The organism is Limimaricola variabilis, from assembly GCF_014195545.1.
Taxonomy (GTDB): Bacteria; Pseudomonadota; Alphaproteobacteria; order Rhodobacterales; family Rhodobacteraceae; genus Limimaricola; species Limimaricola variabilis.
In genome coordinates this window covers 70,691-87,037 of record NZ_JACIBX010000003.1, presented here as the reverse complement: position 1 = coordinate 87,037, position 16,347 = coordinate 70,691, and the positions used below count along the sequence as shown (strand labels likewise).

Sequence of the window (16,347 nt, the reverse complement as noted above, 5' to 3'; positions counted from 1 at the left end):
CCTCGCGCTTTTGAAGGCGCCCGGGGGAGGCGGGCGCGCAAATCGTCGCGGTTATAGACATGGGCGGCCTCGACGCAAGGCCCCATGGTCCCCCGAGGGAAAGCAATCGTCCGCCCCCTGTCGCGCGCGGCCCGCGCGATGTATCGAAACGGTGCGAAAGGATGTGGAACAGCATGCGGATAGGCTTCGACAGCGGTCCCGACGGGCAGGGCGCGATCTTTTCCCGGCCGCGCCGCCTGATCGAGGCCTGGCGGCCCGAGGGGGTGGTGCCGGCGCTGCTCGCGCTCGAGGCAGCGCGGGCCGAGGGGGCGTGGCTGGCGGGATATGCCAGCTACGAGCTGGGCTATGCCTTCGAACGTCGCCTGCTGCCGCTGATGCCGGAGGGGCGTCGCCTGCCGCTGCTGCGCTTCGGTGTCTATCCCGATGGCCCCGACGCCTGGGCGCCTGCGCCGGGCCCCGCTACGCTGGGCCCGGTCAAGCCGCGCTGGCAGGCTGCCGACCACGCCCGGGCGCTGGCGCAGGTGCGCGGCTACATCGCGGCGGGCGACATCTACCAGGCGAACCTGACATTTCCGCTCGACGCCGAGTGTTCGGGGAGCCCCGAGGCCTTGTTCGCCGCGCTGGCGCGGGGCCAGCGGGTCGCGCATGGCGCGCTGGTCGAACAGGAGGGCGGGCCCGCGCTGATCTCGCGCTCGCCCGAGCTGTTCTTCGCCACCGACGGGGCAGGGGGAATCGAAACCCGGCCGATGAAGGGCACACGTCCGCGCGGCGCGACCGAGGCCGAGGACGCGGCGCATCGCGCCTTTCTCGCCTCGGACGAAAAGAACCGGGCCGAGAACCTGATGATCGTCGACCTGCTCCGGAACGATCTGAGCCGCGTTGCGGTGCCCGGCTCGGTAGCGGTGCCCAAGCTGTTCGAGATCGAGACCTATGCCACGGTCCACCAGATGGTGAGCCACGTCACCGCGCGGCTGCGTCCCGGCGCGGGGCTCGGGGCGATCCTCGCCGCGCTGTTTCCCTGCGGCTCGATCACCGGCGCGCCGAAGCTCAGGGCGATGGAGATCATCCGCGAACTGGAGCCTTGGCCGCGCGACGCCTATTGCGGCGCGATCGGCTGGGCGGCGCCGGATGGCCGCGCCTCGTTCAACGTCGCGATCCGGACGCTGACGGTGGAGGCGGGCCGCGCCACGCTCAATGCCGGAGGCGGCATCGTCTGGGACAGCGAGGCGGCCTCGGAATGGGACGAGGCGTTGTGGAAGACCCGCTTCGCGCGCCTGTTGCCCTGAACGCTGACCGGCCGCACCATATTCCCAGACAGGCAAGGAGCCGCGATGCCGTCCGAAACCCTGCCCAAGATCATAGAGACGTTGGGCGCCCATCCAGGCGTGGGCGCGCACCGGCGCGAGGCGCATCTCGACCGGATGGCGGGAACGGCACTGGCGCTGGGCTACCCCTTCGACCGGGCGCGGGCGGCGGCGCTGCTCGACCTCGCACCGGAGACGCCGCTGCGATGCCGCCTCACGCTCGATCATGCGGGCGGGCTCGAGCTGACCACCGCGCCGCTGGGGCCGAACCCGCCCGAGTGGCGCGTGGCGATCCATCCCGAACGGCTCGACCCGTCGGATCCGTGGCTCTACCGCAAGACCACGCGGCGTACGCTCTACGACGCGGCGCGTGCGGCTCTGCCGGACGGGGTGGACGAGTGGCTGTTCCTGAACGGGAGGGGGGAAGTCTGCGAGGGCACCATCACCAACCTCTTCGTCGACGGAAGGACCCCTGCGCTCTCCTGCGGGCTGTTGCCGGGGGTGCTGCGCGCCGAACGGCTGGGGCAAGGCTGGCGCGAGGCGGTGCTGCGCCCCGAGGACATCGAGGGCAGGCGCTTCGAGATGGGCAACGCGCTCCGGGGGGCGATCCCGGCGCAGCTGGTCGCGACCTGACCCCCCGGCTCGCTTGACATCGAGGTCCCAACCCGGTGTATCGGCGCGACACCCGCCGAAAGGGACCAAGAATGCACGCCTACCGCACCCATACCTGCGCCGCCCTGACCCGTGACAATGTCGGCGATACCGTCCGGCTGTCGGGCTGGGTGCATCGGATCCGCGATCACGGCGGCATCCTGTTCATCGACCTGCGCGACCATTACGGCGTGACGCAGGTGCTGTGCGATCCCGACAGCGCGGCCTTCTCCGAGGTCGAGAAGCTGCGCTCGGAATGGTGCATCCGCATCGACGGCGAGGTGAAGGCCCGCGCGCCCGAGCTGGTGAACCCCAAGCTGCCGACCGGCGAGATCGAGGTCTTCGTGCGCGGGGTCGAGGTGCTCGGTGCCTCCAAGGAGCTGCCGCTGCAGGTCTTCGGCGATCAGGAGTACCCCGAGGAGACGCGTCTCAAGTATCGCTATCTCGACCTGCGCCGCGAAGCGATGCAGGCGAACATGACGCTGCGCTCGGACGTGGTGCGCTCGATCCGCCAGCGGATGTGGGACCAGAACTTCCGCGAGTACCAGACGCCGATCATCACCGCCTCCTCCCCCGAGGGCGCGCGCGACTTCCTCGTGCCGTCGCGCTTGCACCCGGGCAAGTTCTACGCGCTGCCGCAGGCACCGCAGCAGTTCAAGCAGCTGCTGATGGTGTCGGGCTTCGACAAGTATTTCCAGATCGCGCCCTGCTTCCGTGACGAAGACCCGCGCGCCGACCGCTCGCCCACCGATTTCTACCAGCTCGACATGGAGATGAGCTTCGTCGAGCAGCAGGACGTGTTCGACACGATCCAGCCGGTGATGCAGGGCATCTTCGAGGAGTTCGGCGGCGGCCGGAAGGTCGACAGCGAATGGCCGTTGATCTCCTACAAGGACGCGGCGCTGTGGTACGGCACCGACAAGCCGGACCTGCGCAACCCGATCAAGATGCAGGACGTGTCCGAGCATTTCAAAGGCTCGGGCTTCGCGATCTTCGCCAAGCTGCTGGAGCAGGACGGCACCCAGATCCGCGCCATCCCCGCGCCCAAGGGCGGCTCGCGCAAGTTCTGCGACCGGATGAACGCCTTCGCCCAGAAGGAAGGTCTTCCGGGCATGGGCTACATCTTCTGGCGCGAGGCCGAGGGCGGCATGGAAGCCGCCGGCCCGCTCGCCAAGAACATCGGGCCCGAGCGCACCGAGGCGATCCGTCAGCAACTGGGACTTGGCGTCGGTGACGCGGCCTTCTTCTTGGGCGGCAAGCCCGAGGCCTTCGAGCGCGTCGCCGGCCGCGCCCGCGTGGTGATCGGCGAGGAGCTGGGTCTGACCGAGACCGATCGCTTCGCCTTTGCCTGGATCGTCGATTTCCCGATGTACGAGAAGGACGACGAGGGCCGGATCGACTTCTCCCACAACCCGTTCTCGATGCCGCAGGGCGGCATGGAGGCGCTGCAGGGCGATCCGCTTCAAGTGCTGGGCTACCAGTACGACCTCGCCTGCAACGGCTACGAGCTGATCTCGGGCGCGATCCGGAACCACAAGCCGGAGATCATGTTCAAGGCGTTCGAGCTGGCCGGCTATGGCGAAGACGAGGTGAAGAAGCGCTTCGGCGGCATGGTCAACGCGTTCCAGTACGGCGCCCCGCCGCATGGCGGCTGCGCGGCCGGGATCGACCGGGTGGTGATGCTGCTGGCCGACGAGGCCAACATCCGCGAGGTCATCCTCTTCCCGATGAACCAGCGGGCCGAGGATCTGATGATGAACGCGCCCTCCGAGCCCAGCAACGAACAGCTGCGCGAGCTGCGGCTGCGGGTGCTGCCGCCCGAGAGCTGAGGTATAGCCTCCGCGCGCGCAAACAGGCCGCCTTCGAGGAGGGCGGCCTTATGCATGTACCGCCCGACTGCTTGACACGGTAGAGCCCACTTACCTAGCGTAAGCAAAGGCGGGTCGGTCCGCGGGAGGAGTGTTTCATGAGTGATCTGGGCGAGGTGCTGGTGGTGATCCGCCACACCGTGGCCGACTACGCCACCTGGCGTCGGGGTTACGACGACTTCGAACCGCAGCGGCGCCGCCACGGCGTCACCGGGGCCGAGGTCTTCGTCGATCCCGACGACGAGACCCGGGTGACCGTGCTGCATCGCTTCGCCAGCCTGTCGGACGCGCAGGACTTCCTGTCGATGCCGGAACTCAAGGAGGCGATGGGCGCGGCGGGCGTGACCGAGGCCCCCGACATCACCATCGCGTCCCGACGCTAGAACACCAGCCCGCCGAGCACGCACAGCCAGGCCAGCCCGACGGCGGTCCCGGCCACGGCAACGGCCGCCGATCCCGAATCCTTGGCCTGCTTGGCGAGCGCGCGCCGCTCCTCGCCGACATCGTCGACCACCCGCTCGATCGCGGTGTTGAGGCATTCGAAGGCCAGCACCATCACCCCGCCCATTAGCAGCATGCCGCGCTCGCCCGCCGAGATTGGCAGCACGAAGGCCAGCAGCGCCGAGACGATGTTGGCCCACATCCACTGGTGCAGGCTGCCCTCGGTGGTCCAGATGTGGCGCAGACCCTGCCAGGACCAGACCGCGCGCATCCGCAGCCGTTCGTAATGTTCGCGCATCTTCCCGTCCCGATCGTTTCATCAAAGATGGCGCGCGACGTGGGGGAAGCCAAGTCACACGACATCGGTTGGTCACAACACCGAAGATCCCCCTTTCGCCGGCGTACCGATGCGCTAGATCGACGTCCATGACACCGAAACATCAAGACTATCCCGCCTATGCCCGTTCCGAGCGGATCGCCGATGGCGTGATCCACGCCCTTGGCGTGGGCTTCGCATTGACGGGGGCGGTTCTCTTGATTGTCTTCGCGACACTCGCGGTCGAGGCGCGAGCCGACCGGATCGCCGCCGTCGCCGTCTATGGCGGTGCGCTGATCGCCACCTTCACGGCCTCGGCCTTCTATCACATGACGCCCTGGACCGGGATGCGCCCGATACTGCGCCGGATCGACCACGCGGCGATCTATCTCAAGATCGCGGGCACCTACACGCCGCTCGTGGTGCTGATCGGATCGGCCTTCGCCTATGGCGTGCTGGCGCTGGTCTGGACCCTGGCGCTGGGCGGCGCGGTGGCCAAGCTGTTCTTCTGGCAGAGCCCGGGGCGTCTCGGCACCGTGCTCTACCTCCTCATGGGCTGGCTCAGCCTTGCCCTGGTCTGGTCGATCGCGGCGACGCTGCCGGTGGCCTCGACCGCGCTGGTGGTGATCGGCGGGCTGCTCTACTCGGCCGGGGTGGTGTTCTTCCTGTGGGAGGCGCTGAAATTCTCGAACGCGATCTGGCACGGCTTCGTGCTGGTCGCCTCGGGCTGCTTCTTCGCCGCGATCGCGCTCGGGGTGCTCGGCTGAGCACCCCGAGCGGGTCGCTCAGAGCCCGGCGACGGTGCGCCGGACGATCTCCATGCGCTGGGAGTTCGGCGGGTGGGTGCCCAGCAGTCGGTCGCCCGGATCGGGAATTCGCAGGAAGAACTGGGCGCCCTTGACCGCGTCATAGCCCGCCCGCTGGGCGATGGTCGCGCCCAGCGCGTCGGCTTCCAGCTCGAAATCCTTGGAGTAGCTGCGCGCACCGACGCCCGCGCCGATCTGCTGCGCGGTGCGTACCAGCCCCTCATTGCCGCCCGCGAGGCCGCCGGCGAGCTGTCCGAACACGGTGGCGCCGATCGTGGCGTTGCGGCTTTGCCGGTCGAGATGGCCGGCGATGTGATGCGCCGCCTCGTGGCTCAGCACGAAGGCCAGCTCGTCCGCGTTCTGCACCTCGCCCAGCAGCGCCACCGTGAAGGCCAAGAGCGGCCGCCCGCGCGCGTCGCGGGTCTGAAAGGCGTTGGCCGGCTGGCCGGGACGGTCATCGACGACGATTCGGAAATCGCAGTCAAGGTTGGGCGCGTTTGCGCGGCAGACCTGCTCGGCCACCGGCTCGAGCCGTTCGACCACCTGCACGAAGTTGCGCGCGGCCGAGCGCGCGGCTTCGGGGTTGGAGACCGGGCCCGGCCCCTTGGAGATCGTGACCTCCGCCGGGGTCGAGCGGGGCAGGGCGGGGCCGGTGACGGTGGTGGTCCGCTGCGGACCGGTGGCAACAACCACCGGCGGGGCGCATGCCGACAGCCCGAGGGCCGCAACGAGGGCGAAGGGAGAAAGGCGTGACAGCATCGAGGCGAGGTTCCGCTTGGTCGTGAAGCACTTGGGCCCGATCCTAGCTGTCGCCCCCCGGCGCGGCCAGCCCCGGCAGGGCACCGCTCACGCGATCGGCATGCCGCCGCCGGGCGCGCTTGCGCGATGTCCCGGACAGGCCTAGGCTGAACCCATGTTTACCATCGAGCACGATTTCGACGCTACTGTGGTCACCCTCGTTGACGAGGGTGGGGTCAATCTGCAGGAAGACGTCACCGTCTGCGCCTTCGAGGATTGCGTGACGGTGGAGCAATATGATCCCCGGCGCGACGCGGTGGTGCGGATCACCCTCTCGCTGCATCAGGCGCGCGAGCTGGGCGCGGCGCTGCACCTGCCCGAAGGGATCTACCGCGCCAAGAAGGGCTGAGGCGGGCTCATCGCCGAGCCGTTCTACCGGCTGCGCCGGACCTGCGACCCATGCCGCGCGAGAGGCCCCGTGCCTTGCCCGGGCCTCCCGTTTCGACGGCGTAATGTCAGGAAATGGATCGAGGGAGTGAGATCACTCTTCCTCGGAATGGGCGAGGACGGCCTTGCCGAACTCGCGCCAGATCTCCGCGCCGCGGCGGGCGAGAGGGGTCAGGCCATCGGCCTCGCCATTGTCCATCATCGCGAAGAGCTTGTCGCGCATCCGCGGCTCCCAGAAGCTGCGCAGATGCTCGGCCACCCGCTCGGCACGGGTGCCCTCGGCCTGGCTTTCGAAGAAGGTGGCGATCTGGTTCGCCATGTAGACGAGCTTTTCGCCGGTGGTTCTAGAGGACATGGGCGCTCCCTATGCGGGCGTGATGGGTAAAGATGCGGGTGCCGTGGCGGTTGCGGGTGACCAGCGCGATGCCCGCCGTTTCGGCCAGGGCGACGGCGGTGGCCGTGGGTTGCGAGACCGAGAGCATGACCGGCGCGCCGATCATCGCGGTCTTCTGCACCATTTCGAGCGACAGGCGCGAGGTCAGCACCACCCCGCCCGAAGCCGGATCGGTGCCGGCGGCGGCCATGGCGCCCGCCAGCTTGTCGAGCGCGTTGTGACGGCCGACATCCTCGCGGGCCAGCACGATCCCCTGGCCCGGCACGTAGAAGCCCGCTGCGTGAACGGCGCGGGTTTCATCATGCAGCGGCTGCAACGCCCGCAATGCGTCGAGCGCCTCGCCGATCTCGGAGGGGGCCAATACGAGGTCGGAGGCGGGGACGCGTGGCACCTCGCGCGCAGCCTGCGCGAGGCTGTCGATGCCGCACAGCCCGCAGCCGACGGGACCGACCTGCGCGCGGCGGCGCGCGTCGAGCGCGGCCTGCTTCTCCTCGGGCAGCCAGATCCGGGCCTCGATGCCCACGGGCTGGCGGACGATCTCGACATCGCCGATCTCGCTCGCCGCGGCGAAGCCCTCGGTGATCGTGAAGCCGCGCGCGAAATCGTCGATATCAGCGGGGGTGGTCATCATCACCGCCTGGGTCGAGCCGTTGTAGACCACCGCCACGGGGGTCTCCTCGGGCAGCGACACGAGGGCGGAGGCCGCCCCCGTGTCATGGGCCGCAACCCGTTTGTAGGGATGCAGCCCCTCGCTCATTCCGCCGCCGGCAGGATGCGGCGCGATTGCTCGGCCTGCGCGTCGTAGTCCTGCTGCCACTCGGAGGGGCCGTTCGACGGGCTCACCTGCACCGCCGTCACCTTGTATTCCGGGCAGTTGGTCGCCCAGTCCGAGAAGTCGGTGGTGATGACGTTGGCCTGCGTCGTCGGGTGGTGGAAGGTGGTGTAGACCACGCCGGGGCTGACCCGGTCGGTGATCAGCGCCCGCAGGCTGGTCTCGCCCGAACGCGAGGCGAGGCGCACATAGTCGCCATCGCGCACGCCACGGGTCTCGGCGTCGTGCGGGTGGATCTCCAGCACGTCCTCTTCATGCCAGCGCGAGTTCTCTGTGCGGCGCGTCTGTGCGCCCACGTTGTACTGCGACAGGATCCGCCCGGTGGTGAGCAGCAGCGGGAAGCGCGGGCCGGTCTTCTCGTCGGTCGCCACGTATTCGGTGCGGATGAACCGCCCGCGACCGCGCACGAAGCCGTCGATATGCATGAGCGGCGTGCCCTCGGGCGAAGCGTCGTTGCAGGGCCACTGCACCGAGCCCTTCTCCTCCAGAAGCTCGTAGCTGACATTGGCGAAGCTCGGCGTCGTCGCCGCGATCTCGGCCATGATCTGCGCGGGGTGGGTATAGGTCCACCCGCCACCCATCGCGTTCGCCAGCAACTGCGTCACCTCCCAGTCGGCATAGCCGTTCTTCGGGGCCATGACCTTGCGCACGCGGTTGATGCGGCGCTCGGCGTTGGTGAAGGTGCCATCCTTCTCGAGGAAGGTCGAGCCGGGCAGGAAGACATGCGCGTAGTTCGCGGTCTCGTTCAGGAACAGGTCCTGCACGATCACGCATTCCATCGCCGCCAGGCCCGCCGCCACGTGCTTGGTGTCGGGGTCGGACTGCAGGATGTCCTCGCCCTGGCAGTAGAGGCCCTTGAAGGTACCGTCGACGGCGGCATCGAGCATGTTGGGAATGCGCAGGCCCGGCTCGCTGTCGAGCTTGACGTTCCACAGGCTCTCGAACACCTCGCGGACCTCAGAGCCCGAGACGTGCCGGTAGCCCGGAAGCTCGTGCGGGAAGCTTCCCATGTCGCAGGAGCCCTGCACGTTGTTCTGGCCGCGCAGCGGGTTCACGCCGACGCCGCGACGACCGATATTGCCGGTCAGCATGGCAAGGTTGGCGATGCCGATGACGGTGGTCGAACCCTGGCTGTGCTCGGTCACGCCGAGACCATAATAGATCGCGCCGTTGCCCCCAGTCGCATAGAGACGGGCCGCGCGGCGCAGCTCCTCGGCCGGGACCCCGGTCAGCATCTCGACCGCCTCGGGCGCGTGACGATCTTCGGCCACGAACTCGACGTAGTCCTGGAATTCCTCCCAGTCGCAGCGGGTGCGGATGAATTCCTCGTCGTAGAGGCCTTCGGTCACGATCACATGCGCCATGGCGGTGACGATCGCGACGTTGGTGCCCGGCCGCAGCGCAAGGTGATGCGCGGCTTCGACATGCGGCGACTTGACGAGGTCGATCCGGCGCGGGTCGACGACGATCAGCTTCGCGCCCTCGCGCAGCCGTTTCTTGAGGCGGCTGGCGAAGACCGGATGGCCGTCGGTCGGGTTGGCGCCGATCACCATGACGATATCGGTATCCTCAACCGAGTCGAAATCCTGCGTACCTGCCGAAGTGCCGTAGGTCTGGCCGAGGCCGTAGCCGGTCGGCGAGTGGCAGACGCGGGCACAGGTATCGGTGTTGTTGTTGCCGAAGACGGCGCGGGCCATCTTCTGGACGAGGTAGGTCTCCTCGTTGGTGCAGCGCGACGAGGTGATCACGCCGATCGACTTCTTGCCGTACTGCTCCTGGATGCCGCGCATCCTCGAAGCGGCAAAGCCGATGGCCTCGTCCCAGGACACCTCTTTCCAGGGCTGGTCGATGCTGTCGCGGATCATCGGGTTGAGGATGCGATCCTTGTGCGCGGCATAGCCATAGGCGAAGCGGCCCTTGACGCAGCTATGACCGCGGTTGGCCTTGCCGTGCTTGTAGGGGGTCATGCGCACAAGCTCGTCGCCGCGCATCTCGGCCTTGAACGAACAGCCGACGCCGCAATAGGCGCAGGTGGTGACGACGGCGCGGTCGGGCGTGCCGATCTCGATCACCGACTTCTCCTGCAGCGTCGCGGTCGGGCAGGCCTGCACGCAGGCGCCGCAGGACACGCAGTCCGAGGTCATGAAGTCGTCGAGCTTGGTGCCTGCTGAAACCCGGCTGTCGAAGCCACGGCCCTCGATGGTCAGCGCGAAGGTGCCCTGAACCTCCTCGCAGGCCCGCACGCAGCGCGAGCAGACGATGCATTTGGAGGGGTCGTAGGTGAAGTAGGGGTTGCTGTCATCCTTGGGGATGAACTGCGGGTTGTTGATGCCCACCGGCTGGCGCAGCCGCGCCTCTGCCTGGGAGCGCGCACCGGTGCCCGAGGGATCGTAGTGGTTGTCGCCGGGCGTGTAGCGCACGTCGCGCAGGCCCACAGCGCCGGCCATGTCCTGAAGCTCGCAATCACCGTTGGCGCCGCAGGTCAGGCAGTCGAGCGGGTGATCGGAGATGTAGAGCTCCATCACCCCCTTGCGGAGCTTCTTGATCTTGGAGGTCTGGGTGTGGGCCACCATGCCCTCGGCCACCGGGGTGGTGCAGGAGGCGGGAGTGCCGCGACGGCCCTCGATCTCGACCACGCAAAGCCGGCAGGAGCCGAAGGCGGCCATGTTGTCCGAGGCGCAGAGTTTCGGCACTTCGATGCCGAGCTCGGCGGAGGCGCGCATCACGCTCGTGCCCTCGGGCACCGTCACCTCGAAGCCGTCGATGCTCAACGTCACCATGCTGGTGGAGGTCGAGGCGGGCGTGCCCATGTCGCGGTCGTCGTGCAGCCCGGTGCCGCCCGGTCCGTCGAAGGGGATCAGAAAGTCCTTCATTCCGCAGCCTCCTTGGCGTTGGCATGGAAATCGTCGGGGAAATGCGTGAGCGCCGACATCACGGGGTAGGGGGTGAAGCCCCCGAGCGCACAGAGCGAGCCGTCCTTCATGGTATCACAAAGATCCGTCAGCAGCGGGATCGCCGAGGCATCGCCGCGGGCGATCCGGTCGACCGTCTCGACGCCGCGCACCGCGCCGATCCGGCAGGGCGTGCACTTGCCGCAGCTCTCGACCGCGCAGAACTCCATTGCGAAGCGCGCCATGCCGAGCATGTCGGCGGTGTCGTCGAACACCACCACGCCGGCATGGCCGATAAGGCCGCCCTGGCCGTCGAACTCCTCGTAGCCGAAGGGCGTGTCGAACTTGGAGCGGGGGAAGTAGGCGCCCAGCGGGCCGCCGACCTGAACCGCCTTGACCGGGCGGCCTGTTGCCGTGCCGCCGCCGATCTCGTCGACCAGCGCGCCCAAGCTCGTGCCGAAGGCGGTCTCGAACAGCCCGCCGAACTTCACGTTGCCCGCGATCTGAATCGGGATGGTGCCGCGCGAGCGCCCCAGACCGAAATCGCGGTAATGCGCCGCGCCCTTTTCGAAGATCACCGGCACGGTGCCGAGCGAGATGATGTTGTTGACCACGGTCGGCTTGCCGAGGAAGCCTTCGATCGCCGGAAGGGGCGGCTTGGCACGCACGACGCCGCGCTTGCCCTCGAGGCTGTTGAGAAGCGAGGTCTCCTCGCCGCAGACATAGGCGCCCGCGCCGACGCGGACCTCCATGTCATAGGCGAAGTCGGAGCCAAGCACCGACGCGCCGAGCACACCGCGCGCGCGGGCGATGCGGATCGCCTCGTTCATGGTGTGGATCGCCTCGGGATATTCCGAGCGCAGATAGATGTAGCCCTTGGTCGCGCCGACGCAGATGCCGGCGATCGCCATGCCCTCGATCAGGCTGAAGGGGTCGCCCTCCATCAGCATGCGGTCGGCGAAGGTGCCGGAATCGCCCTCGTCGGCATTCGCGACAATGTATTTCTGCGAGGCGGGAGCAAGCCGCACCGTGTCCCACTTAATTCCGGTCGGGAAACCGGCGCCGCCGCGACCGCGCAGGCCCGATTCCTTCATCTCGTCGATCATCTCGGTACCGGTCATGCCGAGCGCCCGGCGCAGACCCTTGAGGCCGCCATGCGCCTCGTAGGCATCGAGGGAGAGCGGATCGATGACGCCGACGCGGGCAAAGGTGAGGCGGGTCTGCCGCTTCATCCAGTCGATCTCCTCGGTCGGACCGAGGGCCAACGCGTGCTTGCCCCAATCGGCGTCGAAGAGCGCCTCGACGTCATGCGGCGTCACCGGGCCGAAGGCATGGCGGACGCCGTCCTTCTCGACCTCGACCATCGGCTCCAGCCAGAGCATCCCGCGCGAGCCGTTGCGGATGAGCTCGACCTCGATCTCGCGGATCTTCGCCTCGGCGAAAACCGCCTCAGCCACCTTTTCGGCATCAACCGCGAGCGCGGCAGCGTCGCGGGGGACGTAGATCTTCAGCTTGCTCATGCGCCGACCTCCGTGAGCAGGGTCTCGAGCCGCTTTTCGTCGACGCGCGCCACGACGCGGCCGTCGATCATCGCGGCGGGGCCGGTGGCGCAAAGACCGAGGCAGTAGACCGGCTCAAGCGTCACGCCGCCATCGGCGGTGGTGCCGTGCCAGTCGACGCCGAGCCGGGCCTTGGCCGCAGCCTCGACGCCGTGACCGCCGCGGGCCTGGCAGGCCTCGGCGCGGCAGATCTTGACCATGTGGCGGCCCGCCGGTTCCTCGCGGAAGTCATGGTAGAAGCTGACCACGCCATGCACCTCGGCGCGGCTGATGTTCAGCCCCTCGGCGATGATCGGCAGCGCTTCCTGCGGCACGTAGCCCCATTCGGCCTGCACCGCGTGCAGGATCGGCAGAAGCGGCCCTTCGAAGGTCGCGTGATCCGCGAGGATCGCCCCAAGGCGCGCCTCCAGATCGACGGGGGCTGGCGGTGTCGGCATCGGCTGGCTCCTCCTCGAGTCGTCCGCGCATACAACTGCATGCTCACGCCCCGGATCAATATCGCTATTCCGTGCCGCGATAGAGAGATCCTATCAATCCCGGTCGAAGCGCTTCGCCTCGGCCAGCAGCGCCGACAACAGTGGCGTGTGCGGCTCGCGCCACGGGGCGATCAGCCCGATCTCATGCGCCGCATCGGGCGCGCCAAGCGGCCGCGCGACCAATGGCTGGCCCTGCAGAAAGATCGCCGCCGCCCGTTCGGGCAGGATGGTGATCCAGCCCGAATTCAGCACGTGGGAAATCAGCACGATGGTCGAGTTGGTCTCGATCCTCGGCTCCGCCGCGACACCGGCGGCGGCGAGGTGGCCTGCGATGATCCGGCGGTTCTGCATGTCGGGCGTCAGCAGGCACAGATCAGCCCCGGCGAGATCGGCCCAGCGCAGCCGCGACCGCTCGGCGAGCGACGCGTCGCGCCGCATCACCGCGACGTAGCGCTCGGTATAGAGCGGGACTGTGACGACACGACCCAGCGGCTCGTTGTCGAGATAGCCGATCCCGGCATCGGCTTCGTGATCCTCGATCGCGGCGAGAAGCTGAGTGGTGGTGGCCGAACGCACGGAGAAGCGCAGCGCCGGATGCGCCGCGGCGAAACGTCCGGTGAGCTGGGCCACCGCGCCGAGCGCCGTGGGGATGACGGCCAGCCTCAGCACCCCGGTGAGCCCTTCGCGCGCGGCGCGCAGCTCTTCCTTCATACCGCGCACGTCGCCGGAGATTCGCCGGGCCCAGTCGAGCACCCGCTCGCCCTCGGGCGTCAGCCCCTGAAAGCGCGAGCCGCGCCGCACCAGCATCACGCCAAGCTGATCCTCGAGTTGGCGGATCGCGGCCGAGAGCGTCGGTTGCGTCACGCCCATCGCCTCGGCGGCGCGGCCGAAATGCCTGGCCTTGGCCAGCGCAAGGAACATCTCCAGCCTGTCGATCATCCCAGCGCCCCCGTACCGTGGCGAAGCAGGACTGGCACCACCAGTTCCTCCTCGTCGACGAGATGGCGGTCGAGAAAGCCCTCGAAGCCCGACAGCCGTTCGGCGAAGCCCGCCGCCTCGCCGCGCATTCGAGCCGGGGCGGACGCCTGGCCGATCAGCCCGTTGGCCGCATCGACGAAGCGCTCCAGATGGCCGTCCAGCGCGTGGTGGTCGCCGTCGAGCAGGGCGAAGCCGGCCTCAAGCCGGGGCTCCATTCGTGCGAGGCGCGGAAAGTAATGCGCATCCTCGATGCCGTGATGCCCGTGCAGGTCACCGACGAGCCGCCCGCCCAGCTGGGACAGCACGGCCGCGAAACGGGCCGGATCGGCGCCATCGGCGGCGGCCTCGGTCTCGCGGGTGAGGATCGCCAGCATCTCGCGGAACGCGAGGTGCTTCGACAGCCAGAACCGCACCAGCCCGTCGAAGCCGGGATCCTCCTCCCAGCCGGCGCGCGGATAGTCATCGAGCAGTACACGCAGGGCGTCCGGCAGGCCCTCGCGCCGACCGAGGGCGAGGGTGGAATCGGGGGTATCGTCGGGCATGGCCAAGGCCTCCTTCGGGCCCGAACCTATGCTTTCATGCAGGCCGGGGGGAGGGGGCGTCCGACATCTTTGCGGCGAACTTCGCAGGGCGTGTCGTCACGTTTTGCGGAGCGAGACCCTGCCGGAGTGATGCGATCTTGCTGGAACGGGCGCGCCCCGGCAATCAACTGCCTTCGCAAGGGGCGGAAAATCAACAATCCGTCGAGATGCTTGACTGACGCTGCGGAAATCCGGCGCCTGCCATGTCGCTTGGTCAATCGCCGATAAGTCTTGCATTGCGCGGCATGTCGCAAAAGGATCGTGCCACAACCACGCCCGCAAAGGGCGGACGTCCATCCGGCGCGAAGCTCTCGCGCCTCAGACACAGGGATGACCTCATGACCTTGAAGACCCGCCTTCTCGCCGGTGCGGCGCTGATCGCCATTGCCGGCGCCGCCCATGCCGAGAGTCACGCGATGATGGAGCACCCCGAGACCGGGGAGAAGCTCGCCGCAGACCAGACCTTCACCTACCGCGTGCTCGATGAATTCCCGTCGATCGACCCCAACCTCATCGAGGATGTCGAGGGCTCGGCGATCGGCCGCAACCTGTTCGAAGGCCTGATGAACCAGGACGAGAAGGGCGAAGTGGTGCCGGGCGTGGCCACCGGCTACGAGGTCTCCGAGGACGGCATGACCTATACCTTCACCCTGCGCGACGACGCCAAGTGGTCGAATGGCGAGCCGGTGACCGCGAAGGACTTCGTCTACTCCTGGCAGCGCGCCGCCGACCCGGCGACCGCCTCCGAGTACCAGTGGTACATGGGCCTGATGAAGATCGCCAATGTCGACGAGGTGATCGCCGGCGACAAGGAGCCCTCCGAGCTCGGCGTGAAGGCCGTGGACGACCACACCCTCGAGGTGACGCTGTCGCAGCCGCTGCCCTACTTCCCGCAGATGGTGACCCACACCACCACCTTCCCGGTGCCGCAGTCGGTGATCGAAGAGCATGGTGACGCCTGGACCCAGCCTGGCAACATGGTGTCGAACGGCGCCTACGTGCTCGAGGATCGCGTCCCGCAGGAATACATCACGCTCAAGAAGAACCCCGAGTACTGGGACGCCGAGAACGTCATCATCGAAGAGGTGAAGGCGCTCATCATCAACGACGAGAACCAGGCGCTGACCCGCTATCTCGCCGGCGAGTTCGACCAGACCGACGTGCCCGCGGGCCAGTTCCCGCGTCTGGCGGAAGAGTATCCCGCGCAGGCGATCTCGGTGCCGAACCTGTGCACCTACTACTACAACCTGAACGTTTCCGACTCCGGTCCCGAGGCGCTCAAGGATCCGAAGGTGCGCGAGGCGCTCTACCTCGCCATCGATCGTGACGTGGTCGTCGACAACGTCGTCGCGGGCGGCCAGAAGCCGGCCTACACCCTGACCCACTGGGCCACCGCTGGCTTCGAAGTCCCCGCCGTCGAGGCGGCGCAGATGACCCAGCAGGAGCGCAACGCCAAGGCGCAGGAACTGCTGGCCGAGGCCGGTTACGGCAAGGATGGCGAGCCGCTCTCCTTCGACCTGCTCTACAACACCTCCGAGTCGCACAAGCAGGTGGCCACCGCGATCGGCCAGATGTGGAAGCAGACGCTGGGCGTCGAGATCTCGATGGCCAACATGGAGTGGCAGACCTTCCTCGAGGAGCGCCACAACAAGAACTACGAGATCGCCCGTGCCGGCTGGTGTGCCGACTACAACGAGGCGTCGTCCTTCCTCGACATCATGGACTCGGGGTCGTCCTACAACGACTCGGGCTTCAACAATGCCGATTACGACGGGCTGCTGGCCGAGGCGAAGACCGCCGAGGATCCGCTGCCGCTCTACACCCAGGCCGAGGAGATCCTGACCCAGGAGTTCCCGATCCTGCCGATCTACCACTACGCGACGGTGTTCATGATGGACGACGCCATCAAGGGCTACCCGCTCGAGAACGCGCAGGACAACTGGTACGCCAAGGACCTCTACCGCGTCGCCGCGGAGTAATCCCGGCCTGATTGATCATCGCGCCTCCCGCCTTCGCGGGGGGCGCGACCCATTTCCGCCCGAGGCGGAACCGAGGTATCATCCCC

General features: G+C 68.0%; 16 protein-coding genes. 7 read left to right on the top strand and 9 right to left on the bottom strand.

Annotated features, from left to right (window positions below; translation table 11 throughout):
• Positions 1-173 precede the first annotated feature (173 nt).
• From FHS00_RS06125 to FHS00_RS06110, 4 genes are all read left to right on the top strand, one after another.
• Positions 174-1,286, top strand: coding sequence for an aminodeoxychorismate synthase component I (locus FHS00_RS06125; RefSeq protein ID WP_183471210.1), 1,113 nt, complete (start codon positions 174-176; stop codon positions 1,284-1,286).
• A 45-nt stretch (positions 1,287-1,331) separates the two neighbouring features.
• Positions 1,332-1,937, top strand: a complete 606-nt coding sequence (locus FHS00_RS06120; protein WP_183470887.1) for an aminotransferase class IV — start codon at positions 1,332-1,334, stop codon at positions 1,935-1,937.
• Between the two features lie 71 nt (positions 1,938-2,008).
• Positions 2,009-3,784: an aspartate--tRNA ligase gene (aspS, locus tag FHS00_RS06115; RefSeq protein WP_183470885.1), complete on the top strand. Its 1,776-nt coding sequence runs from the start codon at positions 2,009-2,011 to the stop codon at positions 3,782-3,784.
• Positions 3,785-3,921: 137 nt separating this feature from the next.
• On the top strand, positions 3,922-4,206 hold the full coding sequence (locus FHS00_RS06110) for a putative antibiotic biosynthesis monooxygenase (RefSeq protein WP_183470883.1): 285 nt from the start codon (positions 3,922-3,924) through the stop codon (positions 4,204-4,206).
• Here the strand turns inward: FHS00_RS06110 and FHS00_RS06105 are convergent.
• Positions 4,203-4,562 carry a diacylglycerol kinase gene (locus FHS00_RS06105; RefSeq protein WP_183470881.1) on the bottom strand — a complete coding sequence of 120 codons (360 nt, stop codon included), beginning with the start codon at positions 4,560-4,562 and terminating at the stop codon, positions 4,203-4,205. The two genes, FHS00_RS06110 and FHS00_RS06105, sit on opposite strands and share 4 nt — an antisense overlap.
• A gap of 128 nt (positions 4,563-4,690) precedes the next feature.
• Between FHS00_RS06105 and trhA the strand changes: the two genes are divergently transcribed.
• Positions 4,691-5,347, top strand: a complete 657-nt coding sequence (gene trhA / locus FHS00_RS06100; RefSeq protein ID WP_183470879.1) for a PAQR family membrane homeostasis protein TrhA — start codon at positions 4,691-4,693, stop codon at positions 5,345-5,347.
• Between the two features lie 18 nt (positions 5,348-5,365).
• Here the strand turns inward: trhA and FHS00_RS06095 are convergent, their stop codons facing one another.
• Positions 5,366-6,145, bottom strand: coding sequence for a M48 family metallopeptidase (locus FHS00_RS06095; protein ID WP_246391122.1), 780 nt, complete (start codon positions 6,143-6,145; stop codon positions 5,366-5,368).
• A 154-nt stretch (positions 6,146-6,299) separates the two neighbouring features.
• Here FHS00_RS06095 and FHS00_RS06090 point away from each other — a divergent pair, with 154 nt between their 5' ends.
• Positions 6,300-6,533, top strand: a complete 234-nt coding sequence (locus tag FHS00_RS06090) for a hypothetical protein (RefSeq protein WP_183470877.1) — start codon at positions 6,300-6,302, stop codon at positions 6,531-6,533.
• 132 nt (positions 6,534-6,665) lie between these two features.
• On the opposite strand, the gene FHS00_RS06085 is transcribed toward FHS00_RS06090, so the two are convergent.
• The 7 genes from FHS00_RS06085 to FHS00_RS06055 all read right to left on the bottom strand — a co-directional run bounded on the left by FHS00_RS06085 (position 6,666) and on the right by FHS00_RS06055 (position 14,243).
• Complete coding sequence (locus FHS00_RS06085; protein ID WP_183470874.1) at positions 6,666-6,926, bottom strand: formate dehydrogenase subunit delta; 261 nt, start codon at positions 6,924-6,926, stop codon at positions 6,666-6,668.
• Positions 6,916-7,722: a formate dehydrogenase accessory sulfurtransferase FdhD gene (gene fdhD, locus FHS00_RS06080; protein ID WP_183470872.1), complete on the bottom strand. Its 807-nt coding sequence runs from the start codon at positions 7,720-7,722 to the stop codon at positions 6,916-6,918. The genes FHS00_RS06085 and fdhD overlap by 11 nt, the downstream gene beginning before the upstream one ends.
• Positions 7,719-10,670 carry a formate dehydrogenase subunit alpha gene (gene fdhF, locus FHS00_RS06075; RefSeq protein ID WP_183470870.1) on the bottom strand — a complete coding sequence of 984 codons (2,952 nt, stop codon included), beginning with the start codon at positions 10,668-10,670 and terminating at the stop codon, positions 7,719-7,721. The genes fdhD and fdhF overlap by 4 nt, the downstream gene beginning before the upstream one ends.
• Positions 10,667-12,199: a formate dehydrogenase beta subunit gene (locus FHS00_RS06070; protein ID WP_183471206.1), complete on the bottom strand. Its 1,533-nt coding sequence runs from the start codon at positions 12,197-12,199 to the stop codon at positions 10,667-10,669. The genes fdhF and FHS00_RS06070 overlap by 4 nt, the downstream gene beginning before the upstream one ends.
• Positions 12,200-12,204: 5 nt before the next feature.
• Positions 12,205-12,684 (bottom strand): formate dehydrogenase subunit gamma, encoded by a 480-nt coding sequence (locus FHS00_RS06065; protein WP_183470868.1) that lies wholly within the window; start codon positions 12,682-12,684, stop codon positions 12,205-12,207.
• Between the two features lie 93 nt (positions 12,685-12,777).
• A complete protein-coding gene (locus FHS00_RS06060) occupies positions 12,778-13,662 on the bottom strand; it encodes a LysR family transcriptional regulator (protein ID WP_183470866.1) in 885 nt (294 codons plus the stop codon).
• On the bottom strand, positions 13,659-14,243 hold the full coding sequence (locus FHS00_RS06055; protein ID WP_183470864.1) for a hemerythrin domain-containing protein: 585 nt from the start codon (positions 14,241-14,243) through the stop codon (positions 13,659-13,661). Before FHS00_RS06055 ends, FHS00_RS06060 begins: the two co-directional genes overlap by 4 nt.
• A gap of 377 nt (positions 14,244-14,620) precedes the next feature.
• Here FHS00_RS06055 and FHS00_RS06050 point away from each other — a divergent pair, with 377 nt between their 5' ends.
• Positions 14,621-16,261 carry a peptide ABC transporter substrate-binding protein gene (locus tag FHS00_RS06050; protein ID WP_183470862.1) on the top strand — a complete coding sequence of 547 codons (1,641 nt, stop codon included), beginning with the start codon at positions 14,621-14,623 and terminating at the stop codon, positions 16,259-16,261.
• Positions 16,262-16,347: the final 86 nt, after the last annotated feature.